This window comes from Halorubrum sp. Ib24, assembly GCF_002252745.1.
In the GTDB taxonomy this organism is placed as follows: domain Archaea; phylum Halobacteriota; class Halobacteria; order Halobacteriales; family Haloferacaceae; genus Halorubrum.
This window is the reverse complement of record NZ_NHOX01000044.1, coordinates 56,776-83,000: the sequence shown is the minus strand read 5'-3', so window position 1 is coordinate 83,000 and position 26,225 is coordinate 56,776. Positions and strand designations below refer to the sequence as shown.

The 26,225-nt window shown below is 69.7% G+C and carries 27 protein-coding genes, 2 tRNA genes and 4 pseudogenes; 22 read left to right on the top strand and 11 right to left on the bottom strand.

The genetic code is table 11. From position 1 onward, the window contains the following. Nucleotides 1-13: 13 nt before the first annotated feature. From DJ82_RS13130 to DJ82_RS13115, 4 genes are all read right to left on the bottom strand, one after another. The gene (locus DJ82_RS13130; RefSeq protein WP_094582020.1) at nucleotides 14-988 is read right to left on the bottom strand and encodes an RNA-guided pseudouridylation complex pseudouridine synthase subunit Cbf5; all 975 of its coding nucleotides are present in this window, start codon (nucleotides 986-988) and stop codon (nucleotides 14-16) included. A gap of 24 nt (nucleotides 989-1,012) precedes the next feature. Next, on the bottom strand, nucleotides 1,013-1,591 hold the full coding sequence (cmk, locus tag DJ82_RS13125; protein WP_094523919.1) for a (d)CMP kinase: 579 nt from the start codon (nucleotides 1,589-1,591) through the stop codon (nucleotides 1,013-1,015). A gap of 82 nt (nucleotides 1,592-1,673) precedes the next feature. After that, nucleotides 1,674-2,039, bottom strand: a complete 366-nt coding sequence (locus tag DJ82_RS13120; protein WP_094523918.1) for a hypothetical protein — start codon at nucleotides 2,037-2,039, stop codon at nucleotides 1,674-1,676. Continuing rightward, nucleotides 2,029-3,069: a zinc-binding dehydrogenase gene (locus DJ82_RS13115; RefSeq protein ID WP_094523917.1), complete on the bottom strand. Its 1,041-nt coding sequence runs from the start codon at nucleotides 3,067-3,069 to the stop codon at nucleotides 2,029-2,031. The genes DJ82_RS13120 and DJ82_RS13115 overlap by 11 nt, the downstream gene beginning before the upstream one ends. A gap of 292 nt (nucleotides 3,070-3,361) precedes the next feature. Here DJ82_RS13115 and DJ82_RS13110 point away from each other — a divergent pair. The 13 genes and pseudogenes from DJ82_RS13110 (at nucleotide 3,362) to rpsB (ending at nucleotide 9,583) form a co-directional block, all read left to right on the top strand. Next, a tRNA-Ser gene (locus DJ82_RS13110) sits at nucleotides 3,362-3,447 on the top strand. A 57-nt stretch (nucleotides 3,448-3,504) separates the two neighbouring features. Continuing rightward, nucleotides 3,505-4,026 (top strand): 30S ribosomal protein S13, encoded by a 522-nt coding sequence (locus DJ82_RS13105; RefSeq protein WP_094523916.1) that lies wholly within the window; start codon nucleotides 3,505-3,507, stop codon nucleotides 4,024-4,026. Then, nucleotides 4,023-4,550, top strand: coding sequence for a 30S ribosomal protein S4 (locus DJ82_RS13100; protein ID WP_094523915.1), 528 nt, complete (start codon nucleotides 4,023-4,025; stop codon nucleotides 4,548-4,550). The genes DJ82_RS13105 and DJ82_RS13100 overlap by 4 nt, the downstream gene beginning before the upstream one ends. 6 nt (nucleotides 4,551-4,556) lie before the next feature. Continuing rightward, entirely contained in the window at nucleotides 4,557-4,946 is a 390-nt protein-coding gene (locus tag DJ82_RS13095) for a 30S ribosomal protein S11 (RefSeq protein ID WP_004046448.1), read from the top strand. Nucleotide 4,947: 1 nt separating this feature from the next. Next, complete coding sequence (locus DJ82_RS13090; RefSeq protein ID WP_094582019.1) at nucleotides 4,948-5,700, top strand: DNA-directed RNA polymerase subunit D; 753 nt, start codon at nucleotides 4,948-4,950, stop codon at nucleotides 5,698-5,700. A 167-nt stretch (nucleotides 5,701-5,867) separates the two neighbouring features. Then, nucleotides 5,868-5,952 (top strand) — tRNA-Leu (locus tag DJ82_RS13085). Nucleotides 5,953-5,991: 39 nt separating this feature from the next. After that, on the top strand, nucleotides 5,992-6,345 hold the full coding sequence (locus tag DJ82_RS13080) for a 50S ribosomal protein L18e (RefSeq protein ID WP_094523913.1): 354 nt from the start codon (nucleotides 5,992-5,994) through the stop codon (nucleotides 6,343-6,345). Further along, entirely contained in the window at nucleotides 6,342-6,791 is a 450-nt protein-coding gene (locus tag DJ82_RS13075) for a 50S ribosomal protein L13 (protein WP_094523912.1), read from the top strand. Before DJ82_RS13080 ends, DJ82_RS13075 begins: the two co-directional genes overlap by 4 nt. Next, entirely contained in the window at nucleotides 6,785-7,183 is a 399-nt protein-coding gene (locus DJ82_RS13070; protein ID WP_094523911.1) for a 30S ribosomal protein S9, read from the top strand. The genes DJ82_RS13075 and DJ82_RS13070 overlap by 7 nt, the downstream gene beginning before the upstream one ends. Nucleotides 7,184-7,195: 12 nt before the next feature. Further along, entirely contained in the window at nucleotides 7,196-7,390 is a 195-nt protein-coding gene (locus tag DJ82_RS13065) for a DNA-directed RNA polymerase subunit N (protein ID WP_094523910.1), read from the top strand. A gap of 2 nt (nucleotides 7,391-7,392) precedes the next feature. Continuing rightward, entirely contained in the window at nucleotides 7,393-7,572 is a 180-nt protein-coding gene (locus DJ82_RS13060; RefSeq protein ID WP_094523909.1) for a DNA-directed RNA polymerase subunit K, read from the top strand. Next, nucleotides 7,572-8,774 carry a phosphopyruvate hydratase gene (gene eno / locus DJ82_RS13055; RefSeq protein WP_094523908.1) on the top strand — a complete coding sequence of 401 codons (1,203 nt, stop codon included), beginning with the start codon at nucleotides 7,572-7,574 and terminating at the stop codon, nucleotides 8,772-8,774. Before DJ82_RS13060 ends, eno begins: the two co-directional genes overlap by 1 nt. Before the next feature lie 16 nt (nucleotides 8,775-8,790). Continuing rightward, nucleotides 8,791-9,583, top strand: a pseudogene (gene rpsB, locus DJ82_RS13050) (30S ribosomal protein S2). A gap of 99 nt (nucleotides 9,584-9,682) precedes the next feature. Here the strand turns inward: rpsB and DJ82_RS13045 are convergent. Beyond that, nucleotides 9,683-10,033: a DUF4870 domain-containing protein gene (locus tag DJ82_RS13045; RefSeq protein ID WP_094523906.1), complete on the bottom strand. Its 351-nt coding sequence runs from the start codon at nucleotides 10,031-10,033 to the stop codon at nucleotides 9,683-9,685. Nucleotides 10,034-10,097: 64 nt separating this feature from the next. Next, nucleotides 10,098-10,646: a mechanosensitive ion channel domain-containing protein gene (locus DJ82_RS13040; RefSeq protein ID WP_094523905.1), complete on the bottom strand. Its 549-nt coding sequence runs from the start codon at nucleotides 10,644-10,646 to the stop codon at nucleotides 10,098-10,100. Between the two features lie 127 nt (nucleotides 10,647-10,773). Here DJ82_RS13040 and mvk point away from each other — a divergent pair, with 127 nt between their 5' ends. The 3 genes and pseudogenes from mvk (at nucleotide 10,774) to DJ82_RS13025 (ending at nucleotide 13,742) form a co-directional block, all read left to right on the top strand. Next, on the top strand, nucleotides 10,774-11,826 hold the full coding sequence (mvk, locus tag DJ82_RS13035; protein WP_094523904.1) for a mevalonate kinase: 1,053 nt from the start codon (nucleotides 10,774-10,776) through the stop codon (nucleotides 11,824-11,826). Nucleotides 11,827-11,903: 77 nt separating this feature from the next. Then, nucleotides 11,904-12,647, top strand: a complete 744-nt coding sequence (locus DJ82_RS13030) for an isopentenyl phosphate kinase (protein ID WP_241881528.1) — start codon at nucleotides 11,904-11,906, stop codon at nucleotides 12,645-12,647. 45 nt (nucleotides 12,648-12,692) lie between these two features. Beyond that, nucleotides 12,693-13,742: pseudogene (locus tag DJ82_RS13025) on the top strand (Mrp/NBP35 family ATP-binding protein). 1,005 nt (nucleotides 13,743-14,747) lie between these two features. Here the strand turns inward: DJ82_RS13025 and DJ82_RS13020 are convergent. Continuing rightward, nucleotides 14,748-16,046, bottom strand: a pseudogene (locus tag DJ82_RS13020) (DNA double-strand break repair nuclease NurA). A 160-nt stretch (nucleotides 16,047-16,206) separates the two neighbouring features. Further along, nucleotides 16,207-16,539 (bottom strand): hypothetical protein, encoded by a 333-nt coding sequence (locus DJ82_RS13015; protein WP_241881523.1) that lies wholly within the window; start codon nucleotides 16,537-16,539, stop codon nucleotides 16,207-16,209. A 273-nt stretch (nucleotides 16,540-16,812) separates the two neighbouring features. Here DJ82_RS13015 and DJ82_RS13010 point away from each other — a divergent pair, with 273 nt between their 5' ends. Further along, nucleotides 16,813-18,723: a methyl-accepting chemotaxis protein gene (locus DJ82_RS13010; RefSeq protein ID WP_094527263.1), complete on the top strand. Its 1,911-nt coding sequence runs from the start codon at nucleotides 16,813-16,815 to the stop codon at nucleotides 18,721-18,723. 34 nt (nucleotides 18,724-18,757) lie between these two features. Here the strand turns inward: DJ82_RS13010 and DJ82_RS13005 are convergent. After that, nucleotides 18,758-19,178, bottom strand: a pseudogene (locus DJ82_RS13005) (hypothetical protein). Beyond that, on the bottom strand, nucleotides 19,178-19,681 hold the full coding sequence (locus DJ82_RS13000) for a DUF2240 family protein (RefSeq protein WP_198948063.1): 504 nt from the start codon (nucleotides 19,679-19,681) through the stop codon (nucleotides 19,178-19,180). Before DJ82_RS13000 ends, DJ82_RS13005 begins: the two are co-directional and overlap by 1 nt. A 130-nt stretch (nucleotides 19,682-19,811) precedes the next feature. On the opposite strand from DJ82_RS13000, the gene DJ82_RS12995 reads away from it, so the two are divergent. From DJ82_RS12995 to DJ82_RS12985, 3 genes are all read left to right on the top strand, one after another. Further along, complete coding sequence (locus DJ82_RS12995) at nucleotides 19,812-20,696, top strand: aldo/keto reductase (protein WP_094582017.1); 885 nt, start codon at nucleotides 19,812-19,814, stop codon at nucleotides 20,694-20,696. Between the two features lie 9 nt (nucleotides 20,697-20,705). Further along, entirely contained in the window at nucleotides 20,706-21,485 is a 780-nt protein-coding gene (locus DJ82_RS12990; protein WP_094582016.1) for a class I SAM-dependent methyltransferase, read from the top strand. A gap of 113 nt (nucleotides 21,486-21,598) precedes the next feature. Further along, nucleotides 21,599-21,961 (top strand): hypothetical protein, encoded by a 363-nt coding sequence (locus DJ82_RS12985; RefSeq protein ID WP_094527259.1) that lies wholly within the window; start codon nucleotides 21,599-21,601, stop codon nucleotides 21,959-21,961. 87 nt (nucleotides 21,962-22,048) lie between these two features. On the opposite strand, the gene DJ82_RS12980 is transcribed toward DJ82_RS12985, so the two are convergent. After that, on the bottom strand, nucleotides 22,049-23,512 hold the full coding sequence (locus tag DJ82_RS12980) for a Na+/H+ antiporter NhaC family protein (RefSeq protein WP_094582015.1): 1,464 nt from the start codon (nucleotides 23,510-23,512) through the stop codon (nucleotides 22,049-22,051). A 224-nt stretch (nucleotides 23,513-23,736) separates the two neighbouring features. On the opposite strand from DJ82_RS12980, the gene DJ82_RS12975 reads away from it, so the two are divergent. Together DJ82_RS12975 and hisS are read left to right on the top strand one after the other, a co-directional pair. Further along, nucleotides 23,737-24,723: a GTPase gene (locus DJ82_RS12975; RefSeq protein WP_094582014.1), complete on the top strand. Its 987-nt coding sequence runs from the start codon at nucleotides 23,737-23,739 to the stop codon at nucleotides 24,721-24,723. A gap of 109 nt (nucleotides 24,724-24,832) precedes the next feature. Beyond that, complete coding sequence (gene hisS, locus DJ82_RS12970; RefSeq protein ID WP_094582013.1) at nucleotides 24,833-26,155, top strand: histidine--tRNA ligase; 1,323 nt, start codon at nucleotides 24,833-24,835, stop codon at nucleotides 26,153-26,155. Nucleotides 26,156-26,225: the final 70 nt, after the last annotated feature.

The window sequence follows — 26,225 nt, the reverse complement described above, 5'->3', positions numbered from 1 at the left end:
CGCGACGGCGCGATTATAAAAGCACGCGTTCCAGCGAGACGACGACGCCGGACTCGGCGTCGGGGTCGCCGACGAGCCGGCCGAGACAGACCGCGACGCCGTCGGGCGTGTGGCACGCGACGAGCGGCCGGTCGTCGGATCCCGCCGACGGGTCTATCGATCGGGCGTCCGCGTCCGCGTCGATGACGCCGGGCGCGTACACCGGCGCGCCGGTGGCGACGTTCCGCGCGGCCGACGGCGCGACCGTCACCGACGGGAGGTGGACCAGGGCGTCCTCCGCCGGCCGGACGACTTCGCGGAGCAGCGACTCGTCGCCCTCACGAGCCCACGCGAGGCCGTCGACGAGGTCCTGGAGCGCGTGGAGGTCGCCGTCGTCGAACGGGTCGGTGGCGGTCCGGCGGAGGTGGCCCATGTGGGCGCCCACTCCCGTCGCGAGGCCGACGTCGTGACACAGCTTCCGGACGTACGTCCCCGACTCACACCGGATACGGAGGAGCGCCTGCCGGTCCCGGACTTCGAGGACGTCGAGGTCGTGGATCGTTCGAGTCCTGAGCCGGCGGGTCACGGCGCTCTTCCGCGGCGGCTTCTGGTAGATCTGCGCGTCGAACTCGCCGACGACCTCGCGGAAGTCGCTCGGGGGCGACCCGTGGAGCTCGAGGACGGCGACGTACTCTTTCGTCCCCTCCAAGAAGACCTGCGCCGCCCTCGTCGCGTCGCCGGTGAGCGTCGGCAGACAGCCGGTGACCTTCGGGTCGAGGGTGCCGGCGTGGGCGACGCCGTCGATCGGCTCGCCCTCGGGATCGAGCGCGGCGAGGGCGTCGTTGATCGCGTCGCGCACCCACGCCGAGAGCTGGTGGGAAGACGGGCCTGCGGGTTTGTCGACGTTGACGACGCCGAATCGGAGCAGCTCGGGCACCGTGCGCTCGCCGGGCGGTGCCCGAAGGGGGTCGTCCGCGGGATCGGGTGTGTCGTCGGCTGTGTCGGTCATTGGGAGATTGCGTGCGGTCGCGGCTCAGAAGTCGTAGGTCACGCCCTCGATGGGCGCCTTCCCCTCGTCGTCATCGGGGTCGTACGCCTCGACGGTGGCGACGAGCACGTCGAGGAAGCTGTCGGGGCTCCAGCGGGCGGTGTTGTACGCGGCGTCGTAGATGGAGAGGTCGTCGATGTCGATGCCGTAGAACTCCCCGTACCGTTTGCGTTCGGAGTCCTCGCGACGCCTCGTCTCGGTCCTCGCGCGGTCGACGGGCTTCGACTCCCGGTCGGCGATCCGCTCGGCGCGGACCGAGAGCGGGGCGTCGAACCAGAACCGGAAGTCGGCGTGATCGGCGGCGAGCCACCCGGCGAGCCGCGACTCCAGGACCAACTCGTCGCGGGTCGTCGCGATCTCCCGGAGGCGCCGGTCGAGCTTGCGGTCGAACTGCGGGTCCTCCTCCGCGAACTCGTTGAACTCGACCGGCGTCATGTCGCGGTCGGCCGCCATCTCGCGGAAGATGTCGCCGCCGGAGACGTGCTCTAAGCCGAGTCGACCGGCGAGTCCCGCGGCGTTCGTGCTCTTCCCGCTGCCCGGCGGGCCGGAGACGGTGATCAACATATCGCTACTGCGCGGGTGTCGTTCAAAACGGTTGTCGTTCGGCGCTCGCGGCCGGCGCCGTCGGGAGATCGCGTCGCCCTCGCTACCGGTCTCGCGTCGCCGCGGTCATCGACCAGACGGCGACCAGCCCGAGCAGGACCGCGGGGACGAGCGGGAGCGCGAGGTACGTCGCGAAGAATGGGAGCCCGAACCAGCCCGCGGCGTACGGGTAGAGGTAGATGACGCCGGGGATGACGAGGACGCAGGTGAACAGGACGGCCGTCAGGGCCCATCCCCGTCGGCCGAAGCCGTCGGCGGTCGGCTCGTCGGTCCCCGGATCGCCCGCGCCCGGTTCCGACGCGGCGGGGTCGGCGACGCCCACGGCGCCCTCGCCTTCGCCGTCGGTCTCGGAGTCGGGGACGTGGACGTAGCCGCCCGTGCTCCCGTCCGCGTCGGTCTCAGAGCTCACTGTCCGGTTTAATCACTACTTTGCCAAAGCCCTCACGGTTCTCTATCATCTCGTGGGCGCGCGCGGCCTCGCTCATCGGAAGCGTCTCGCGGACGGCCGGGTCGAAGGTGCCGTCCCAGACGAGTTCGAGGACGTCGTCGACCTCGCCGGGCGTCGCCATCGTCGACCCGATGACGGAGAGCTGGTTCCAGAAGATGCGGTTGAGCTCCGCGTCCGGGTTCGGTCCGGTCGTCGCCCCGCAGGTGACCAGCCGGCCGCCCTTCGCCATCGACTTCAGGGAGTTCGGGTAGGTCGCCTCGCCGACGTGGTCGACGACGACGTCGACGCCCCGGCGGCCGGTGAGCCCCGCGATCTCCTCGGCGAAGTCGTTCGCCTCGTAGTCGATGACGTGATCGGCGCCGCACGCCTCGGCGTGCGAGAGCTTCTCCTCGCTGGAGGCGGTCGCGAACACCTCACAGCCCGCGTGGTCGGCGATCTGGACCGCGGCGTGGCCGACGCCGCCGGAGGCGCCGAGCACGAGCACCTTCTCTCCCGCCTCGATGTCCGCGCGGGTCTGGAGCATCCGCCAGGCGGTCTGGAAGACGAGCGAGGCGGAGCCGGCGACCTCCCAGTCGACGCCCGAGGGGACGGGGACCAGGTTCTCGCTCGGGACGGTCGCCTTCTCGGCGTGGACGCCCCGGACGTGCTCCCCGATGATGTGGAACGAGGGGCACAGCGACTCCTCGCCGTGGCGGCAGAACTCGCACTCGCCGCAGGAGACGCCGGCGCTCACGGCGACGCGGTCGCCGGGCTCGAACCGCGTCACGCCCTCGCCGACCGCCTCAACGACGCCGGCCGCGTCGCTGCCGGGAATGTGGGGCATCTCCAGGTCGACACCGGGCAGGCCGCGACGGGTCCAGATGTCGAGGTGATTGAGCGCGCCCGCCTTGACGTCGACGACGACCTCGCCGCGGTCGGGCTCCGGGTCGGGGAACTCGCCGTACTCGATCACGTCGCGGTCGCCGTGGGAACCGAACTGGACGGCCTTCATGCGTCGATGCACCCGCGGCATCCACTAAACAGTACGCCAAACGGAACCCCCGGGGCGCGCGGTCGACGACCTCCACCGGACGGTGCCGCACGGTCGCGACCGGAAGGAGCCGCCCGACCGCGACAGACTCGGCGACTCCCCGTTCCACCGTGATACCCTCTCACACCCGTGCGAACCGGGCGCATTCGCTCCGCCCTTCCGTGATGTTTAAGTAGCGAAAGCGGGACCGTACGGATGCACGAACTGCAGGGGCGCCGGGTCCCGAGTCCACGAGGGCGACGATACGACGCGAGTTGCGGTAGCCAAGCCTGGCCCAAGGCGCAGGGTTGCTAACTCTGTGGCGTCACTGCCTCCGGGGTTCGAATCCCCGCCGCAACGCTCGAACGGACCGAGCACCGCCGGATTCGCGCCGGTAGGGCTCACCACAACCAACACATGAGCACGGAAGAATCACAGGACGACTCGCCGGAGGAGGAGGAAGACCTCCAGTACTTCGTCCGGATCGGGGGCGCGGACCTCGACGGGACGAAGACGGTCGAGCGAAGCCTGTCCGAACTCGACGGCATCGGCACGCGCACGGCGCGGCTGGTCGCCGAGAAGGCCGACGTGGATCGCAACGCCACGTTCGGTCTCCTCGACGAGGGCGACATCGACGCGGTGGTCGACATCGCCGAGAACCTCGAAGACCACGTCCCGTCGTGGATGACGAATAGACAGAACGACTTCTACTCCGGAGAGACGACGCACCTGGTCGGCACCGACGTCCAGGAGAAGCGCCGTCACGACATCAACCGGATGAAAGTCATCGAATCGTACAAGGGCGTTCGCCACAAGCGCGGCCAGAAGGTACGCGGCCAGCGCACGAAGTCCACGGGTCGGTCCGAGGGCACCATCGGCGTCAACGTCGAGGAGATCCGCGAGGAGATGGCGGAAGACGAAGCGGGTGACGAGGAATGAGCACCGGTAAGAACACGAAGGGCTACGAGACGCCGAATCATCCGTACCAGGGCGAGCGCATCGCCGAGGAGTCCGACCTCCTCTCGCGGTACGGCCTGAAGAACAAAGAGGAGTTCTGGCGCGCCCAGTCCGAGCTGCGCAGCATGCGACGCGAGGCGCGTCGCCTGCTCGGCGAGGCCCAGGGTGACGTCGACGTCGCCCAGGATGCCGGTGCGGAGTTCGTTGCGCGACTCCGCCGCATCGGTATCCTCAGCGACAACGACGACATCTCCGCGGTCCTCTCGCTGGACGTGACCGACCTGCTCGAGCGCCGTCTCCAGACGGTCGCCTACCGGCAGGGGTTCGCGTCCTCGACGCAGCAGGCCCGCCAGTTCATCGTCCACGGCCACATCACCGTCAACGGCGCTCGCGTCACGCGTCCCTCGGTGAAGGTCGACGTGGACGACGAAGGCGCCATCGCCTTCGACGAGACGAGCCCGCTCGCGGACGATCTCCACCCCGAGCGCGCGGAGTCACAGGAGTAACCAATCATGAGTGAATCCGAGGACGGAAAGTGGGGCATCGCCCACGTGTACGCGTCGTTCAACAACACGCTCATCACGGTCACCGACGAGACGGGCGCCGAGACGATCGCCAAGTCGTCCGGCGGAACCGTGGTGAAGCAGAACCGCGACGAGGCGTCGCCGTACGCCGCCATGCAGATGGCGGAGGTCGTCGCCGAGCGCGTCAAGGACGCCGGCTTGGAGGGCGTGCACGTTCGCGTGCGCGGCCCCGGCGGCAACCTCAACAAGTCCACCGGTCCCGGTGCGCAGGCGACGATCCGCGCGCTCTCGCGAGCGGGCGTCGAGATCGGCCGGATCGAGGACGTCACGCCCATCCCGCACGACGGGACGAAGGCGCCAAAGAACAAGCGAGTCTGACATGACGGAAGACGACTTCGACGTTCAGTACGTCGAACGGGACGAACGCAGCGCGCGGGTGCTTATCCGCGGGCTCACCCCGGCGTTCGCGAACGGCATCCGCCGCGCGATGATCGCCGACGTCCCGACGTTCTCGATCGACACCGTCCGGTTCGTCGAGAACTCCTCCGTCATGTTCGACGAGATGATCGGGCTTCGGCTGGGGCTGGTGCCCCTGACGACGCCGCTCGACGACTTCGAGGTCGGCGACGAGGTCACCCTCGCGCTCGACGTCGAGGGACCGGGGACGGCGTACTCCGGCGACATCGAGAGCGCGGACCCGCTCGTCGGAGTCGCCGACGAGAACGTGCCGATCATCGAGCTGAAGGAGGGACAGCGGCTGGAGTTCGAGGCGGACGCGGTGCTGAACACCGGCAAGGAGCACGCCAAACACCAGGGCGGCGTCTCCGTCGGCTACCGCCACCTCCAGCGCGTCTCGGTCGAGGGCGACCTCGGCGAGCTCGACGACGACGAGCCGCGGATCCTCCGCGGCGTCATCGAGGCGCCCGACGGTTCGATAGAGCTCACCGACGAGTTCGACAACGACCTCTCGGAGCGGTTCCCCGGCAAGGAGGTCGCGATCGAGGACGTCCCCGGCGCGTTCGTCTTCCACATCGAGACGGACGGGTCGTTCAGCGTCGAGGAACTGCTGCTCCGCGCGATCGACTCCATCGAGGAGCGCGCGGACGAACTACAGACGAAAGTCGCGGTCTAACGTAATGACGGACCTTCAGACCACGCGGCCGGCGCTCGCCCCTGCACGGAGCCGCGGCGCCGCTGCCCGATCCGACGCCGCGTCGGATCGCCTCGGACTCGAGTCGGGTCGTTCCGACGGCGGGACCGAAAGTGGTTTGAAGGGAGCCGGGTTACGCAGGAGTGCACGCAGGGATAGCCAAGCCAGGCCAACGGCGCAGCGTTCAGGGCGCTGTCCTGTAGAGGTCCGCAGGTTCAAATCCTGCTCCCTGCACTCCGTTTTCACTAACTCTCCACTTCAGGAGGGACAGCTATGAGTAGCAAGACGAATCCGAAACTACAGAACCTCATCGCCGATCTGAAGTCGGTCTCGCGCGACTCCGGTGCCAACGTGTGGCAGGACGTCGCCGACCGACTGGAGAAGCCACGGCGCACGCACGCTGAGGTCAACCTGGGCCGCATCGAACGGTACGCTCAGGAAGACGAGACGGTCGTCGTCCCCGGCAAGGTGCTGGGCAGCGGTGTGCTCGAAAAGAACGTCACCGTCGCCGCCGTCGACTTCTCGGGCACCGCCCGCACGAAGATCGATCAGGCCGGCGAAGCGGTGTCGCTAGAACAGTTCGTACAACAGAACCCCGAAGGGAGCGACGTCCGGGTGATCCGATGAGTCTCGCGAAGATAGACGCGGACGTCGTCGTCGACGCCCGCGACTGCATCCTCGGCCGCGTCTCGTCGAAGGTCGCCCAGCGCGTCCTCGACGGCGAGACGGTCGCCGTCGTCAACGCCGAACACGCGGTCATCACCGGCAACGAAGAGGCGACGATGGAGACGTACCACACCCGCGCGGAGCTCGGCTCCGACAGCGGGCCGTACTACCCCAAGCGCCCCGACCGGATCTTCAAGCGCGCCATCCGCGGCATGCTGCCGTACAAGACGGAGGACGGCCGCGAGGCGTTCTCGAACGTCCGCGTCTACGTGGGCAACCCCTACGAACGCGACGAGGACGCCGAGACCGTCGTCCTCGACGGCACCTCGCTCGACCGCCTCTCGAACATCAAGTTCACGACGCTCGGGGAGATCTCCGAGTCTCTGGGAGCCAACGTCACATGGTAACTAACACCTCAGGCAAGAAGAAGACGGCCGTCGCCCGCGCCACCGTGCGCGACGGCGAGGGTCGCGTTCGTATCAACTCCCAGCCAGTCGAGCTGGTGGAACCGGAACAGGCGCGGCTCAAGATGCTGGAGCCGTTCCGCATCGCGGGCGAGGAGCTCCGCGACGGCGTCGACATCGACATCAACGTCGAGGGCGGCGGCTTCAGCGGCCAGGCCGACGCGACGCGGACCGCCATCGCGCGCGGTCTCGTCCAGCACCTCGGCGACGCCGAGCTGCGCGACGCGTACATGAGCTTCGACCGCACGCTGCTGGTCAACGACGTGCGCCAGTCCGAACCCAAGAAGTGGGGCGGACCCGGCGCGCGTGCCCGCTACCAGAAGTCCTACCGCTGAGGTGATCCAGTCATGATGATTCCCGTCCGGTGCTTCACGTGCGGCAACGTCATCGGTGAACACTGGGAGGAGTTCAAGGAGCGCGCCCGCGAGGGCGAAGAGGACCCGGGCGACGTGCTCGACGAACTCGGGGTCGACCGGCACTGCTGCCGCCGGATGATGGTCAGCCATCGCGACCTCGTCGACGTCGTCTCCCCGTACCAGTAACAATGTCAACACAGCGATACAATCGATACGAGAAGGCACGCATCCTCGGCGCGCGAGCGCTGCAGGTGTCGTACGGGGCGCCCGTGCTGATCGACACGGACCAGACGGAGCCCATCCTCGTCGCCGCGGAGGAGTACGACGCGGGCGTGCTCCCGTTCACGGTCCGGAGGGAGTCCAACTGATGACCCGCATCACCAGCGTCTCGCTGCGTCGCGTGCTCGACTCCCGCGGGAACGCCACGGTCGAGGCCGACGTGCTCACCGAGTCCGGCGGCTTCGGCCGCGGCGCGGCGCCCAGCGGGGCGTCCACCGGCGAGTACGAGGCGATCGAGCTCCCCGCGAGCGAGTCGATCGCGAAGGCCCGCGAACACGCTGTCCCCCGTCTCGAGGGGCTGTACGCGGGCGACCAGCGCGCCGTCGACGCCGCGCTCCGCGCGGCCGACGGCACGGACGACTTCTCCGCGATCGGCGCCAACAGCGCCGTCGCGATCTCGATGGCGACCGCGAAGGCCGCCGCCGACGTGCTCGGTGCGCCGCTGTACCAGCACCTCGGGGGCGCGTTCCGCGGCGGCAACTTCCCGGTCCCGCTCGGCAACGTCGTCGGCGGCGGGGAGCACGCCAAGGAGGCGACCCACATCCAGGAGTTCCTCGCGGCCCCCGTCGGCGCGCCGAGCGTCTCGGAGGCCGTCTTCGCGAACGCCGCGGTCCACGCGGCGGTCGCGGACGTGCTCGACGAGCGCGGCGTGCCCGCGGCGAAGGGCGACGAGGGCGCGTGGGCGCCCCCGATCTCGGACGCGGAGGCGTTCGAGGTCGTCGAAGAGGCGGTCGAACTGGTCGAGGACGAGGTGGGCTTCGAGATCCGCTTCGGCCTCGACATGGCCGCCGCCGAGCTGTACGACGACGACTCCGAGGCGTACGTGTACGGCGACGAGACCAAGTCGACCGACGAGCAGGTCGAGTACGTCGCCGGCCTCGTCGACGAGTACGACCTCGCGTACGTCGAGGACCCCCTCGACGAGAACGACTACGAGGCGTTCGCGGAGCTGACCGACCGGGTCGGCGACCGGACGCTGATCTGCGGCGACGACCTGTTCGTCACCAACGTCGAGCGCCTCCAGGAGGGGATCGACGCGGGCGCGGCCAACAGCATCCTGATCAAGCCGAACCAGATCGGGACGCTGTCGGACGCGTTCGACGCGGTCGAGCTCGCCGCCCGCAACGGGTACGAGACCGTCATCTCCCACCGCTCGGGCGAGACGGAAGACACGACCATCGCACACCTCGCCGTGGCGACCGACGCCGGGTTCATCAAGACCGGCACGGTCGGCGGCGAGCGAACCGCCAAGCTGAACGAACTGGTCCGCATCGCGGACGACGCGGTATGACGGGCCCACACCACGCATGAGCGAAGACAACGACGCGGTCGAACTCGACGACGACGCGGAGACCGAGGCGGTCGACGCGGCGGTCGAGGAGGAGGCCGACACGACCAAGGAACCGACCGCCGACGCGGCTGCCGACGGGGCACCCGCCGACGCCGAGACCCACGAGGGGACGAGGCGGACCGAGGAGAGAGGCCTCCCCGTTCGACGACGACGTCATGCCCGACGACGACGTCGACCTGCTGATCCCCGTCGAGGACTACCTCTCCGCCGGTGTCCACATCGGGACCCAGCAGAAGACGAAGGACATGGAGCGGTTCATCCACCGCGTCCGCGACGACGGGCTGTACGTGCTCGACGTGAGCACGACGGACCAGCGGATCCGCACCGCGGCGGACTTCCTCTCCAACTACGACCCGGAGCAGATCCTCGTCACGTCCTCGCGGCAGTACGGCCGGTTCCCGGCCGAGAAGTTCGCGGACGCCATCGGCGCCCGCGCCCGCACGGGACGCTTCATCCCCGGCACGCTGACGAACCCCGACTACGCCGGCTACATCGAACCGGACGTCGTCGTGGTGACCGACCCGATCGGCGACGCGCAGGCCGTCAAGGAGGCCATCACCGTCGGCATCCCGGTCATCGCGATGTGCGACTCCAACAACCAGCTGTCGAACGTCGACCTCGTCATCCCGACGAATAACAAGGGTCGACGCGCGCTGTCGGTCGTCTATTGGCTGCTCGCCAACGAGACGCTCGACCGCCGCGGCGCCGACACCGTCTTCGCCCTCGACGACTTCGAGGACGAGCTGTAACCGGTCTTCGACGTCGAGTTCGACTTTTAAGACGTTTCGAAAGCGCAGAGCCGTCGCTTTCTCCGTTGCTATCGCGGTAAAAGAGGGGTTTCGCGGTCCTCAGACGATGTTCGGCGTGTACGGGTACGAGTACACCTGCCCTTCGTTGGCCTTCAGCGTGGCCATAACGACCAACACGAGGTCGAGCAGTCCGATCAACGGGAGGAGCAGGAAGCCGACGAGCACGACCGTCAACAGCCCCGAGACGATCATCGCGATGAAGACGACGATCTGGAAGTTAAGCGAGTTCTTCGCGTTCTGCTTGACGAGTTCGTCGTCGTCGTCCGCGAGCACTAAGAACAGCAGCGGCCCCAAGAACGAGGCGACCAGCGCCGACGCGTGCGAAAGCGCGGCGAGTGTCGTGTCTCCGTCGACCGTTTCCTCGGCGCTCGCATCTACTTGGGATGACATACCGCAGATATCTCAGACAGAATTGATAAGTATTGGGTGAATATCCTTCGCCCGGACCGCGAAACTACTGCTCCCCGTCGGGCACGTCGTGGGTCCAGCGCGGCTCTATCTCCCGGTTGGCCATCACGATTCGGTCCCCGTCGTCCGTGTCGATCCGGGTCTTCCGGAGCTCGATGGCCGCGACCGTTCCGGCCACGCCCTTCGCTTCGACGCGGTATCCCACGTTGAAGTCGGGGTCGCGGAGGAGATAGACGCCGGCGACGGTGTCCTCGATCATCTCGGAGAGCGCGTAGGAGACGCCGAGCGCGATGAAGCCGACGGCGGTGCCGAGGCTCGCCGCGATATCCCCCATGCCGACGACCTTCAGGAACGTCAGCGCGACGCCGAACCACAGGAAGACCGCCACGAGCGTGGTGATGAGGTCGCCGACGAGCTCGCGGTCACCGACGTAGATCCGATCGATCGAGGTCCGGACGAGCGAGAGGACGACCCGCACCGTCGCGTACGCCAGCGCGAGGAAGATCAGTCCCGACAGCAGCCGCGGAATCGCGACGGCCACGCCGTCGACGAAGTTCGTGACCGACCGCGCGAGCAGCGACGGTATCTGCGCCATGACGAACGCGACGGGGGCCGATGCTGAAAAGCTGGCGGGAGGGGGCTCCCGCCGTCTCGCCTGCGCGGGCCCGGACGCCGACCCGACAAACGCAACGCCTGTATGCCCCCGGAGAGAGGGGATTCGTATGACCGTCTGTGAAGCGCCGGGGAAGGTGTACCTCTTCGGCGAACACGCCGTCGTCTACGGCGAGCCGGCCGTGCCGGCCGCGATCGAGCGACGCGCCGCGGTGACCGCCGAACCGCGGTCGGACGACCACGTCCGCGTCGAGGCCGAGGACCTCTCGCTAAACGGGTTCACGGTGGAGTACTCCGGCGGCACCGGCGACCACCCCGACGTCGACGTGCCGACGCCGCTGGTCGAGGCCGCGATGGGGTACGTCGACGCCGCGGTGCGGCAGGCCCGGGACGCGGCCGACGCGCCGGACGCCGGCTTCGACATCACGGTCGAGAGCGACATCCCGCTCGGGGCGGGGCTCGGCTCCTCCGCGGCCGTCGTCGTCGCCGGCATCGACGCCGCGACGCGGGCGCTCGGGGAGCCGATCGACCGCCGCGAGCTGGCCGACCGCGCGTACCGCGCCGAGCACGAGGTGCAGGACGGGCAGGCCTCCCGCGCCGACACCTTCTGCTCGACGATGGGCGGCGCGGTCCGCGTCGAGGGCGACGACTGCGAGCCGATCGAGGCGCCGAACCTCCCGTTCGTCGTCGGCTTCGACGGCGGCGCCGGCGACACCGGCGAGCTCGTGGCCGGCGTCGGCGAGCTCCGCGAGGAGTACGGCTTCGCCGCCGACACCGTCGAGTCGATCGGCGACGTCGTCCGGACCGGTGAGGCGCTACTGGCAGACGCCGTCGCCGAGGGCGCGCCCGGCTCCGGCTCGGAGCCGACCGGCGACGCCGAGCCGCCGGCGGAGCTGCTCGCGGAGCTCGGCGAGCTGATGGACTTCAATCACGGCCTGCTCTCCGCGCTCGGCGTCTCGGCGCGGTCGCTCGACTCGATGGTGTGGGCCGCCCGGAACGCGGGCGCGCACGGGGCGAAGCTCACGGGCGCGGGCGGCGGCGGCTGCATCGTCGCGCTCGACGAGAGCGACGCTACCGAGACGGCGCTCTCGTTCACGCAGGGCTGCGAGGACGCGTTCCGCGCGGAGTTGGCGACCGAGGGCGTTCGTGTGGTGGAGCCGTGACCGCAGACCGCGAGGCGACCGAGGCGGACGGAAGAGACGTCGCCGCCGGCGTCTCCGACGGCGCCGCGCCTCCCGTCGTGCTCAAGCTGGGCGGGAGCCTGATCACTGAGAAGGACCGGCCCGAGACGCTCGACGACGACGCGCTCGCGGCCGCCTGCGACGCGGTCGCCGACGCCCTCGCCGACGGGGCGGTCGACCGGCTCGTCGTCGTCCACGGCGGCGGGAGCTTCGGCCACCGCCGCGCCAGCGAGCACGGCGTGTCGACGAGCGAGGGGACCCGCGATCCGGCGGCGGTGGCCGAAGTCCACGGCGCGATGAAGACGCTAAACGGGGCGGTCCTCGACCGGCTCCGCGACCGCGACGTGCCCGCGGTGCCGGTCCACCCGCTGTCGCTCTCGGCCCGCCCAGAGGGGGTCGAGGGCGACCTCGACCTGCCGCTCGGCTCGACCGCGACGCTGCTCGGCGAGGGGTTCGTCCCGGTGCTTCACGGCGACGGCGTCGCGACCGCCGGTGAGGGGGTCACCGTCGTCTCCGGCGACGAGCTGGTGGTCGAGCTCGCTTCGGGGCTCGGCGCGCGACGGGTCGGCGTCTGCTCGACCGTTCCGGGCGTCCTCGACGACGACGGCGACGTGATCCCCGCGATCGACTCCTTCGAGGCGGTCGCCGACGCGCTCGGGGCGAGCGACGCGACCGACGTCTCCGGAGGTATGGCGGCGAAGGTGCGGGAGCTCTTGGCGCTCGACGCGCCGGCGTACGTGTTCGGCGCCGACGGGCTGTCGCCGTTTCTGCGCGGCGAGGACGCCGGCACGCGGGTCGACTGATCGGGTGACAGAACCCTTATTCGCCCCACCGCCCTCCCTCCGGGCATGAACGAAGCGGACGTGCGGGAGCGGCTCGCGGGCGTGGAGGACCCCGACCTCGGGGACGACATCGTCTCGCTCGGTCTCGTGAACGACGTGGCCGTCGAGACCGAGGCGGACGGGACCGGCGGCACGGTCCACGTGTCGCTGGCGCTCGGCGCTCCCTTCTCGCCGCATGAGTCGGCGATCGCCGAGGACGTCCGGGACGCGCTCGCCGACACTGGGTTCGAGGTGGATCTCTCGGCGTCGATCCCGGACGAACTGGACGCGGACGAGCAGGTTCTTCCGGGCGTGAAGAACGTGATCGCGGTCGCCTCCGGGAAGGGCGGCGTCGGCAAGTTGACGATGGCCGTGAACGTCGCCGCGGGGCTCTCGGAGCTCGGCGCGCGCGTCGGGCTCTTCGACGCCGACGTGTACGGGCCGAACGTCCCGCGGATGGTGTCGGCCGAGGAGCGCCCGCAGACCGACGGGGAGACGATCGTTCCGCCCGAGCGCTTCGGCGTGAAGCTGATGAGCATGGACTTCCTCACCGGCGAGGACGACCCCGTCATCTGGCGCGGGCCGATGGTCCACAAGATCATCACCCAGCTCGTCGAGGACGTGGAGTGGGGCGATCTGGACTACGTCGTGTTGGACCTGCCGCCGGGCACCGGCGACACCCAGCTCACGATCCTCCAGACGCTCCCGCTGACGGGCGCCGTGATCGTCACGACGCCGCAGGAGGTCGCGCTCGACGACGCGGTGAAAGGCCTCCGGATGTTCGGCAAAACAACGACACGACGTGCCTCGGATCGCCGAGAACATGGCGGTTCCGCTGTCCCGACTGCGGGGGCATTCCACCGGACTCGGCTCCGGCGGCGGGAAGGCGCTGGCGCAGGAAGCACGAGCTCCCCTTCCTAGGCGGGCGTCCCGCTCGACCCGCGGTCCGGACGGGCGACCGAGGGCGAGCGGTGGTACTCGGCGAGGGCCGAGACGCCGACGCGTTCCGCGTGATCGTGGAAGAACGTCGCGAACAACGCGGGCGTCGTGACGCGACGGGGTGAGCGAGGGCGATGAGCGGGAAGGAGCGAGTCGGACGGACGGGGAACGGGAATGGACCCGGCGGCGACCCCGCCGACCCCCTCGACGCCGCCGGCGTCCGACCCGGTCGTCCCGGACTCCTGTCCCAGACGCGGCGGACCGAGGCCGTTCCCCGACGACGACGAGGTCCGCGCGGTTCCTCCGCGAGGTCGCGGGCGACCCGTACGCCGGCGACAGTCCGAGAGCAAGCCAGCTCTCGGCCGAATCCTCTACCGCGTGTCGGACCTGTACGATCCGGAAAGATGAGATTCCCCGTGAGGAAGATCTTACTGAAACGTCGGCACTCATGCGATCAAGAGCAGGGCGGAAGAGCGGATAGGAGGGTAGTTGGACAGTGGAGCGGTCCGACTGAGAGGTTTTTAGTCGCATCGCATTATAAATGTGAGCCTACGGGTGCCGTGGTGAAGACCCTCCGAAAATCCTCAGCCACTCGGAGGTTACACGGTTGATACTGGAATTCAACGGAAACCTCCCAAAGACCCAGCCCGCGGAGACGGCGCACGCTCGTTGTCGTTCGAACGGGCGCGGAGCGCCTTTCGTGAAATGGTCGTCAGAATACGCAGAAGCGGTTCTGACTGCTAGCCGGAAATCTCTGAATTTCCGGCGATGACGAGACGCCGGGGGCGTCTCGAACCACGCACTTTTCGGTCGTTCTCGCTTCGCTCACCATGCCCTCCAGTGCCTTACGCGTCATCAGAACGCCTTCGCGTTCTGATTGGCTCAACGAGAGTTTTGCTCTCGTGAACGCCTCGCCGCCTCCCGGCTGCCCCTTTGAGTCCCGCCCCGCCCGCACCGCTCCACACCGCGCTCACGCCTCCCCAGCCTGCCGTCGCTCACCTCCGTTCGCGACTCCAGCGAGAAAAAATCGGAGATTCTCTGCAGGCGGCGCGGAGCCGCCGGGCGAACTCCGCGCTGCTCCTCGGCCGCGCATGCGGCCCTCGCAGGAAACGCGCCGACCACGTCGGCGGGGCCAGAAAAGCGTTAGAAGTCAGCATTGCAACCACCGCAAGGTCGTCGTAGCGTCGCCTGCTGGTCGCTGTCCGAAGCGCTCCTCGAACTTCCGGGGCGGAGCGCCGCCTTCTCGGTGGCGTCGATCCGCGCCAGTTCGTCGGCCTTCGCCACCGCCTCGGGCGGACCGCGGGTCGTGGCCACCTCGGCGAGGACCTGCCGAGTGAGCCGGTCCCGCGTATCGGCGTCGCGGTTGAACGCGTACGGCGCCTCCAGCTTGTAGGTCACGTCGGTCCGCGGGTCGTACACGATCATGAACGTGGGCTCGTACAGCTCGGGATCGAGCTCGCGGTCGATCCCGAGCGCGTCGCCGTCGGCCGCCATCGTCGCGTCGGCGCCCCCGCGGCTTCTAAACCAGGTGGTGAACGTGAGCGCGTCGTCGAGGCGGTCGCCGCGGGCGCTTCCGGACGGGTCGCCGGCCCCGCCACCGCTGGACTGCCCCGCGTCGTCCCGCCGCTCCAGCAGTCGGGTGAACAGCGCGGTGTCGTCCGGCCAGGGCGGCTCGACCCCCTTCCGCGCCAGCGTCCGGACGATCGTCCCGCTGGAGGGGTTCTTCACGAAGCCGGCGAGCGGCACGTCGCGTTCGACGAACCGCTCGACCAGCCGGACGTACTTCTCGACGACCGCGCGGGGCTTCGCCTCGCGGGCGAGCGCACCGAGCTCGGGGTTGCGGTCGTCCCACGTGAACAGCTCCTTCGGGTATATCGGGCCGTCCAAGACGAGCAGGTCGCCGACCTCGCTGGCGTGGTCGAGCGCGTGGGTCCCCTCGGCGAGGTACAGCGCGAGCGCGTGGACCACGCCCTCCGCGTACCGGTTCACCCGCGGGGCGTGGAGCACGCGCTGTCGGGTGTGGCCGTCGTCGCGCCGCCGCCAGTCGTCGTCGAAGTCGGCGGTGGAGTCGCCGGCGTGGACGGTCCCGACGATCGTGCGGTCGCGGTGGAGGTCCAGGTCCGTCGGATCGCTCGCCATCGCGGCGTGGGCCACGTCGACGACGAGTCCGTTTTTAAACGTCGTCGGGTTGATCGTGCCGGAGTCGAGCCCGTGGACCGTCTCGAACGGGCGCTCGGCGAGGGAGGCGTCGTCGACGGGGGCGAGCCGGCGCTCGTGGTCGCCGACCGCCTCGATCACGACGCGGCCGTCGCGGCGGAGCTCGGGGAGCCAGTCGCGCCACACCCGCCCCGCGAGGTCGTCGTGGTCGGTCGTGTCCACGTCGCTCGCGATCCCGTACGCGAGTCGCGCGATGTTCTCGACGTGGATCGGATCGAGCGTCACGGCCGTACCGCGGTTCGGAGGGATATAAAACGCGTCGGCTCGGGGAGCGAGACCGCGAGCGGGACGAAATCGACGCGGTCGGCCTCCCGGTTGCGGACGGCGTTCCCTCGTGGTGTGGACCGCCGACTCCTCACGTCCCCCCGTGTGGACCGCCGACCCATCACGTCCCCCCGTCGCGTGGATCGCCGGCTCCGCTGATCTCCCCTTCGTGCGGGTCGCCGCGCGGGGCGCCGCTCTCCCGGCTCTCCTCGCCGGTCGGTTCCGCCGCGATTTTGCTCTGTAATCGGTCGAGCCCGAGCGTGAGAACGAAGAAGCTCCCGCCGACGTAGAGGAGCGACTGCGGCTCGGCGACGAGTCGGCTTATCAGGCCGTTTCCGTAGCCGATCACGCTGCTCAGGTATCCCAGTACCGACGTGGTCCATCCGAGTCCCGTGAGGCCGGTGAGCTGGTTAAGCAGGTCTTTATCGAATTCGCGTGTCAGTTCGGGCCGCATGGGAATGGTATCATCACCTTAACGAGGGCTACTCCGGGACGGTACATAAATTATTTTCATGGTAAGAAGAACGTATATTTTGTGTGAATGTACGGACTTCGAGAACGTCTCCGTCCTCCGCCTGTCTCCGGTCCACCGGTTTTCGGTGGTGTCGGCCGAACCGGCCTCCGGATCCCGGATTGCGGCTTTCTCCGGCGTCTGCGCACGATTTACGGTATCAGTCGTAATATTCGGGAAGGGGGATATTTTAACCGGTGGGGTCGACCTCCGGTCATGACCGAACCAGCCACTGGGTCAGCGGCGGACGCGTCCGGACCGTCCGGCGTGGGGCACACGATCCGAGAGATCGTCCGATACGTCCCGGACGGCACGTCCATGCCGAAGGAGATGTGGGGCGGCCGGCACCGGAACGTCCTGATCGCGATCGCGGTACAGGTGCCGTTTCTGATCGCGTTGGGGCTGTACAGCGGGACCGAGCCGTTCACCGGCGCGGAGATCCCCGCGACGCCGCTTTGGATGCTCGGCGGCTTCGTCGCGATCATCCTCGGCACGGCGGGGCTGGCGAACGTGTCTCGGCTCGGTCGACGCCAGCGGACGGTGCTCGCGGCGTTCAGCCTCATGACCGTCTCGATGGCGTTGGTGAAGCTGTCCGGCGGCTACATCGAGGCGCACTTCAGCTTCTTCGTGTTCGTGGCGGTGCTCGCCCTGTACGAGGACTGGGTCCCGTTCGCCGTCGGCGTCGGGTACGTCGCCATCGGCCACGGCGCGTTCAGCCTGATCGACGCGAGCCTCGTCTACAACCACGCCGCGGCGATCGAGAACCCGATCATCTGGGGCGGAATTCACGCGTTCTTCATCCTCGGGCTCGTGGGCGCGCTGATGGTCAACTGGTACTCCATCGAGAAATCGCGCGAGGAGGCGCAGCGCCAGCTCGACCTCGTCGCCGAGCAGAAGTCGGAGATCCAAGACGTCGAGGAGGCGAAGGCGGAAGTCGAGAAGCGCCGCGAGGAGGTCGAGCGGCTGAACGACCACCTCGAGACGAAGGCCGACGACTACAGCGCGACGATGGACCGCGCGGCCGACGGCGACCTCACGGTCCGGCTGGACGCCGGCAGCGAGAGCGAGGCGATGGAGCAGATCGGCGCCGCGTTCAACGAGATGATGGACGACATCGAGTCGACGATGCGCGACGTCCAGTCGTTCGCGGGCGAGGTGTCCGCGGCCAGCGAGAAGACGGTCGAAGGCGTGGACACGGCCGAGGCGCGCAGCGAGGACGTGAGTCGGTCGGTCACGGAGATCGCAGAGGGAGCGGACGAGCAGCGCGAGATGCTCGAACAGGTCTCAGGCGAGATGAACAACCTCTCGGCGACGATCGAGGAGGTCGCTTCCTCGACGGAGACCGTCGCGGACGCGGCCCAGCAGACCGCGTCGATCGCAAACGAGGGACAGGACACCGCCGGCGAGGCGATCGACAGCGTCGGCGAGTCCCGCGAATCGATCGGCGCGACCGCGGAGAAGGTCAGGGTCCTCGACGAGCGGATGGACGACATCGGCGAGATCGTCGACCTGATAAGCGACATCGCGGAACAGACGAACCTGCTCGCGCTCAACGCCAACATCGAGGCCGCGCGGGCCGGCGGCGGCGGCGGCGGGAGCGACGGGTTCGCCGTCGTCGCCGACGAGGTGAAACAGCTCGCCGAGGAGACCCAGGAGGCGGCCCAGGAGATCGAGGAGCTCATCGCCGGCACGCAGTCGCAGACGCAGGCGACCGTCGAAGAGGTCCGGACCGCCGAGGAACATATGGAGGCCAGCGCCGAGGCCGTCAGCGACGCCGCGGACGCGTTCGCCGAGGTGGCGGGCAACGCCGCCGAGACCGACGACGGGATCCGCGAGATCAGCAAGGCGACCGACGACCAGGCCGCGAGCACCGAGGAGACGGTGTCGATGGTCGAGGAGGTGGCAGGGATCAGCAAGTCGACCGCCGACGAGGCCGACGACGTCAGCGAGGCGGCCGACGAGCAGCTCGCCGCGATGTCGCAGGCGACGGCCGAGGCCGGTTCGCTCGCCGATCAGGCCGAGCGGCTCCGCGCGCTGCTCCGGAAGTTCGAGGTCGGTGGAGAGTCGCCCGACGACCCGTCGGCGTCGCGCAACGTCGCGATGGGCGACGGCGGCCGGTCGGACTGAGACGCCGCCGCGGACGGCCCGACGGCGGTCCCTTTTATATCGCGTCGACGACGGCCTCCAGCACCGGCAGCGCGCGCTTCACCTGCGCGCCGTCCTCGACGAAGACCAGCGTCCGCGGCGGGTCCGGGGATATCGGGCGCGTCGGACGAATCGGACGAGTCGGGCGCGTCGGACGGGTCGACAGCATCCGTCTCACGGTCCGCGTCGCCGCCGACGAACTCGACCCGGACGCGGTCGGGGTGGACGTACACCTCGGCGACTTCGCGCCCGACGGCGTCGCCGCCGGCCTCGCCCTCGCGAACGATCCGGTACGCGAGCGCGCCGTCGGTCGTCGGCTCGACGTCGGGGTCGGCGTCGGCGAGCGCGAGGTCCCGCAGGCGCCCCTCGTTGCCGGAGACCTCCGACGCGAGCAGCTGGCCGATCCGGACGCCGTCGGTCAGTCGGTCCGCGACCATCAGGCGTCACCCGCGGCGTCGGTCGCCGACTCGTCGGCGTCGCCGGACGGCTCTCCGGCGGCGGCGAGTTCCTCGCGCACGTCGGCCGCGAGGTGATCGACCGCGGCGCCGTGCTCCTTCGCGACGAGGACCGCGGCCGCCTCGATGGTGACCGCGAGCGCGCGCTGTCGCTCGTTGATCGCGGCGACCGCGCGCTGCTTCTCGACGCCGGCCGCGACGATGGCGTCGAGGGCGGTCTCGAAGGTGGACTGCTCCCGGAGGATCGACTCGTCGGGCGCGAACCCCTCCGGGACGAACACGTCGTCGGGGTCGAAGCGCGCGACGAGGTCGCCGTCCTCCTCGGCGACCAGCCCGCGGCCGACGGCGACGTCGACCAGCCGCTTCGCCTGGTCCGGCGAGAACCAGTCGCGGTCGAGCGACAGCGCGACGACGAAATCGCCCTCGCCCAGCCGCTCCTTCGCGCGGTGTTTGAACGGGACGGCGACGGCGACCTCCAAGCTCATGTTCGATCGGCGGGGTGTCGACGGCGGTAAACCTACCGGACCGCGGAGCGCGTTCGGAGCACCCGCGACGGTCGGCCCGTCAGGCCGGGCGCCGCCAACCGTTATGCCGCGGCGGCGCGATGGCGCACGTATGGAGACCCGCCCGCTCGGTGACACCGGTCACCACAGCAGCGTGATGACGTTCGGCGCGATCGCGCTCAACTGGCTCGAACAGGAGGGCGCGAACCAGCTCGTCGAGCACGTCCTCGACTACGGCGTCAACCACTTCGACGTGGCGCCGACGTACGGCGACGCGGAGCTGAAGCTCGGCCCGAAACTCCGCCAGCACCGCGAGGAGATATTCCTCGGCTGTAAGACCCAAGAGCGGACGTACGAGGGCGCGTGGCGCAAGCTCGACCGCTCGCTGAACCGCCTCGGCGTCGACAAGATCGACCTGTATCAGCTCCACGGGCTCGAGTACGACGAGGAACTGGACGCGATCACGGGCGACGACGGCGCGCTCGCGGCGTTTCGCGAGGCCAAAGAGCAGGGGCTGATCGACCACATCGGGCTGACGAGCCACGGCGACCCCGACCTCATCCTCGACGCGCTCGACCGCATCGACGACCTCGAGACCGTGATGTTCCCGCTGAACCCCGTCGTCGCCGGCAAGGACGGCGACGAATACGACTACGAGGCCGTCCTCGCCCGGGCCGAGGCGGAGGACGTCGGCACGCTCGGGATCAAGGCGTTCGCCGGCGGCTCGTGGCCGCCGACCGACCAGCTCCCCGAGGCGGACCGGCCGTTCGCGAACTGGTACCGCCCGGTCACCGCCCCCGACGAGGTCCGCGAGCGGTTCGATTTCGCCGCCGCGCAGGGGCTCACCAGCGTCGTCAGCGCCGGCGATCCGAAGCTCGTCACCATGATCCTCGAGGCCGCCGCCGACTTCACCGGGATGGACGAGACCGCCCAGCGGTCGCTGATCGAGCGGGTCCGCCACGAAGACAGCCCGGTTCCTGAACAGCTGCACCACTGAGCCCGGAGCATGGACGTTCCGGAGACGGTCGCGACCGCGCTCGACGACCGACCGGTGGCCGGGAAGCGCTGTCTGGAGGCCGGGGCGGGCGCCGGGAACGCGACCGCCGCACTGCTCGCGAACGGCGCCGCCCGGGTGTACGCCGTGACGAACGACCGGGGCCACGTGCTGACGACGCGACGGCGCGTCGGTGACGGCGGCGGCGACACCGACAGTGACGGGAACGGCGGCGACGACGGTGACGGGAACGCCGCCACCGTCGACGACCGACTGGCGGTGCTGGAGGCGGACCTCCGGGCGGTCCCGCTCCCCGACGACTCCGTCGACCTGATTACCGCGCACGGTCTCTGTAACGTCCTCGACCCCGCGGCGCTGTCGGCGGTCGCCGCGGAGCTCTCGCGGGTCGCGGCCCCGGGCGCGCACCTCGTCGTCGACGACTACGACCCGCTCCCGGACGACGCCGCGATCCGCGAGCTGGTCGCCGTCGAGAACGCCGCGTCGGAGCTGGCCCGCGGCCGCCCGGCGCTCACCTTCTACCCGGCGGCGTTCCTGCGGCGGTTCTTCGCGGGGCACGGCTGGGAGTTCGAACGGGAGCGGACGCTACTGGAGCCGGTGCCCTGGACCGAAAGTCACGTCTCCGCCCACGCCGACGAGGCGACCGCCATGGCCGGAGACTGCCCCGATGAGTCCGGCGACGCGCTGGCGGCGGCCGCTCGTCGGCTCGCGGGCGAGATCGGGTCGGAATCGGTCGGGCGGATGTACGGTCTCGCGTTCCGCCTCCCGGACTGAAAGCCTCGGAACCGCGATTCCGACGGGACTCCCCGCGATCGGGAGGCCCCGTGCCGAACGCGGGGTGCTGCATTCATCAGTGGCGCGCGCGATTCCCGAAACGGGGAGACACCATGGTCGTAAGCGTTCATCACTACGAGCTGGCGGAGTCGGCGTCCCCGTCGGATTTCCGCGACGCGGTAGCGGAGGCCGTCGACCGCGGGCTGTTCGAGGGCGTTCCCGGGCTGGTCGAACACCGGATCGGCCGCGGTATCAGAGGGGACCGGGCCGGGGAGTTCGCGGCCGTTTGGGTGTACGAGAGCCGAGAGGCGTGGGCGGACGTCTGGGGACCGGCGGGTGACCCGGTGGCGAAGACCGAGTACCCGGACGACTGGCTCACGTGGGAGGACGAACTGCTGGATCCGTTGCTCGCCGACGATCCCGACGCGATCGAGTACACCTCGTACGAACTCATCGCCGAGAGCGGCGACGAGTAAGTCGCCGGGACAACTCACCGGCTGACGGGTTCGACAGGCAGGGACGAACCGGCGGGAACGCGTCGGCCGACCGCCGCCGTCGACCCGTCAGTCGTCGTCGGTCGCCGCGGGCGCCGTCGCCGCGGAGCCGACGCCCGCGTCGGTCGGCGTCGCGTTCAGGCTGTAGCCGGTCGCGGCCATCGCGAACAGCACGAGCGGCGAGAGGAACGCGAACAGGTAGTACGGCGCGTACTCCAGCGTCGGCACGTCGGTGACGCCCGCCATGTAGACGGCGCCCGCGTGCCACGGGAACAGCGCGCCGGTCGGCGTCCCCGCCGCCTCGACGGCGCGGGAGAGCTGGTCGGTGTCCATCCCGAACTCCTCGTAGGTGTTCCGGAGCGTGACGCTCGGGAGCACGATGCTCATGTACTGCTGCGCGGTGAGCGCGTTGATGACGATCGCCGAGACGCCGGTGCCGGCGACGAGCGCGCCCGGGCTCCGCACGGCGGAGGTGAAGGCGTGAGCGATCACCGCCAACACGCCGGTCCGCTCCAAGATCCCGCCGAGCGAGAGCGCCGCGACGACGACCGTGATCGTCCACGCGGAGCCGGTGAGGCCGCCGGTCACGAGCAGTTCGTTCACCAGTTCGGAGCCGGACTCGGGCGCGGTCCCGTACATGAACGTGTCCCACGCGGCGACGAACCCGGCGCCCTGGACGAACACCGTCGTGAGCACGCCGGCGAAGACGCCGGCGACGAGGGTCGGCAGGGGGGCGTACCCGCGCAGCGCCAGCCCGAAGGTGACGGCGAGGGGGACGAACGCGAGCAGCGTGATCGCGTACGTCCCGGCGAGCGCGCCCTGGATCTCGGCGATCCGGCCCGCGGGGATCGCGCCGCTGGCGCGGAGCCCGAGCGCGAGGAAGCCGAGCACCGCGAGCCCGAAGGCGACGAGGGTGCCGGTCCGCATCCGGCGAATGTGCGCGTACAGGTCCGTGTTCGCCACCCCGGCGGCGAGGTTCGTCGTGTCCGAGAGCGGCGACTGCTTGTCGCCGGCGTACGCGCCTGAAAGGACGGCCCCGACCGTCATCGGGTCCGGGACGCCGAGCCCGGCGCCGCTGCCGACGAAGGCGACGCCGAGCGTGCCGACGGTGGTCCACGACGAGCCGATCGCGAAGGCGACGACCGCCGCGACGACCGCGGCGGCGGGGAGGAACGTCGCGGGCGTGAGCGTCTCCAGCCCGAAGTACATGAGCCCCGGAATCGTCCCGGCGCTCACCCACGTCGCGATGAGCCCGTAGATGGTGAAGATGATCAGCAGCGCCTGCAGCCCCATCACGAGACCGTTGGCGATGCCGTCGAACAGGTCGTCCCAGTCGTAGCCGAGCCAGAGGCCGAAGACGCCGACGAAGGCGATGCTCCAGAGGAGCGGCGCGTGCGGGTCGAGGCCGAGGACGGGCGAGCCGATACCGAGGAACGCCACGACCGCGAGGACCGGGACCAGCGCCGCCGCCAGGCTCGGACGGCGGTCCGGGTCGATGTCCTCGTACGTCGTGGGCGTGAACGAGCGTGCCATGAGCGACCGTATTCCTTTGAAGCATAAATATGTCTTGGAATATGCGTAGCGAAGATAACGATCGTTCATCGTCATCGACGCGGCGACGGGGGACTCCCGGCGAGGGAGCGTCGCCTCCGGTGACCGTCGCCGCCGAACCCCACCGCGTCCGACCGTGTGCCGCCGTGTCGCGCGGGTCCCCGAACGGACGGTCTTATACGCGTCGGTGGACAAGAACGGCCAACATGATATTTGAGGGCCTCCCGACGACCCCCCGATCGGAGGAACTCGTCGACAAGGCGTTCTCGCGGGCGGCCCGCGCGGGACGCGCGAAGCGCGGCCACGAGGCGCAGGAGTCGATGTTACGGACCGCCGGCAACGTCCTCTCGGACAACCTGGAGAACGTCGTCGTCTCGTGGCCGGACTTCGGCTTCGACGTCGACCCGTTCTACTACGAGCTCGCCGACGCCATCGTCGACGTCGACCGCCTCCGGCAGGCGCTCTCGCAGGTGATGTGGGCCAGCCGTCAGATCGAGGACCTGCGCGACGAGTACACGACGAAAGTCCGGAATTCCGACGTCGACACCGCGCGCAAACACCGGAAACAGGCGTTCGCGCGCATGGCCGACGTGATGGACCAGATCGAAGAGGACCTGCGGTACATCGGCGACTCGCGCGACCAGCTGAAGGTGCTCCCGGACATCCGGCCCGACGAGCCCGCCGTCGTCATCGCCGGCTATCCGAACGTCGGGAAGTCGTCGTTCGTCAACCGCGTCACCCGCGCCTCCAACGAGATCGCGGAGTACCCGTTCACGACCCGCGGCGTCCAGATCGGTCACTTCGAGCGGGACCACGTCCGGTACCAGATCGTCGACACCCCCGGCCTGCTCGACCGCCCGGAAGAGGACCGAAACGACATCGAGCGGCAGGCGGTCAGCGCACTCGAACACCTCGCCGACGTCGTCGTCTTCGTGCTCGACCCCTCCGGCGACTGCGGCTACCCGCTGGACGTCCAGCTGGAGCTGCGCGAGGAGGTCCGCGAGCTGTTCGGCGACGCGGTCCCGTTCCTCACCGTGGCGAACAAACACGACCGCTTCGAGGCGGTGCGGGCGGAGTCCGTCGACGCGACGATGAGCGTGACCGAGGACGAGAACGTCGAGGACGTCCTCGACATGGCCGTCGAGGCGGCCGCGTTCGAGCCGGACCTCCCGACGCGCGACGGCGGGGAGTAGCCGGAGAGGCGAGGCGGCGGCGAGCGAGCCGCCGGTGGGCGAGCCGCCGGAGCGACCGCCGCGGCCCCGAAAGGATGCTTTCAAGCGGGCGCTCGCCGAACCGACGCGTATGTACGACGGTCTCAAGGGATTCCGCGACTTCTACCCCGGGGAGCAGTCCGCACGCCGGGAAGTGACCGACGCGATCGAGGACGCCGCGAGCCGGTACGGCTTCCGCGAGATCGCCACCCCCGCCCTAGAGCGGACGGAGATGTACGTCGACAAGTCCGGCGAGGAGATCGTCGAGGAGCTGTACGCCTTCGACGACAAGGGCGGCCGCGGCGTCTCCATGACGCCGGAGCTCACCCCCACCGTCGCCCGGATGGTCGTCGCGAAGGGCCAGGAGCTGTCGAAGCCGATCAAGTGGGTCTCAACCCGCCCGTTCTGGCGCTACGAGCAGGTCCAGCAGGGCCGGTTCCGCGAGTTCTACCAGACGAACATCGACGTGTTCGGCTCGTCCGCGCCCGAGGCCGACGCCGAGGTGCTCGCGGTCGCCGCCGACGCGCTCACCGACCTCGGGCTCACCGGCGACGACTTCGAGTTCCGCGTCTCGCACCGCGACATCCTCGGCGGGCTCGTCCGGGCGCTCGCCGCCGATCCCGACGCGGTCGACACCGCCGCGGCGATCCGCGCGGTCGACAAGCGCGCGAAGGTCGACGACGGCGAGTACCTCGGACTCCTCTCGGACGCGGGGCTCGACCGCGCGACCGCCCGCGAGTTCGACGACCTCATCTCGGGCGTCGACGCCCCCGAGGACCTCGACGCGGTGGCCGAGGCCGGCGGCGAGGAGGTCGCGGCCGCGGTCGAGAACCTGCGGAACGTGCTCGCCGCGGCCGACGACTTCGGCGCGGGCGAGTTCTGCGAGGTCTCGCTGACGACCGCCCGCGGGCTCGACTACTACACCGGCGTCGTCTTCGAGTGCTTCGACTCCACGGGCGAGGTGTCGCGCTCGGTCTTCGGCGGCGGGCGCTACGACGACCTGATCGAGAGCTTCGGCGGCCAACCGACTCCCGCGGTCGGAGTCGCGCCCGGCCACGCCACCCTCAAGCTCCTCTGTCAGCGCGCCGGCGTCTGGCCCGACGAGGAGCTCTCGACCGACTACTACGTGCTCAGCGTGGGCGACACGCGGGGCGAGGCGGCCGCGCTCGCCCGCGACCTCCGCGCGCTCGACGACGGCGTCGTCGTCGAGAGCGACGTCTCCGGTCGCTCGTTCGGCGCCCAACTCGGCTACGCCGACTCGATCAACGCCGAGACCGTCGTGGTCGTCGGCGAGGGCGACCTCGGGAACGGCGAGTACACGGTGAAAGACATGGCGAGCGGCGACGAGACGACCGTGCCGGTCGAGGAGTTCCCGCCCGAGGACGGGCTCTCGACGTACGAGGACGACGAGTAGCGGGCGGCGGACGACGAGTCGCGACGAGACGGCGGGAGTCCTGAATCCTTTTCAGGGTCGCGACGGGACC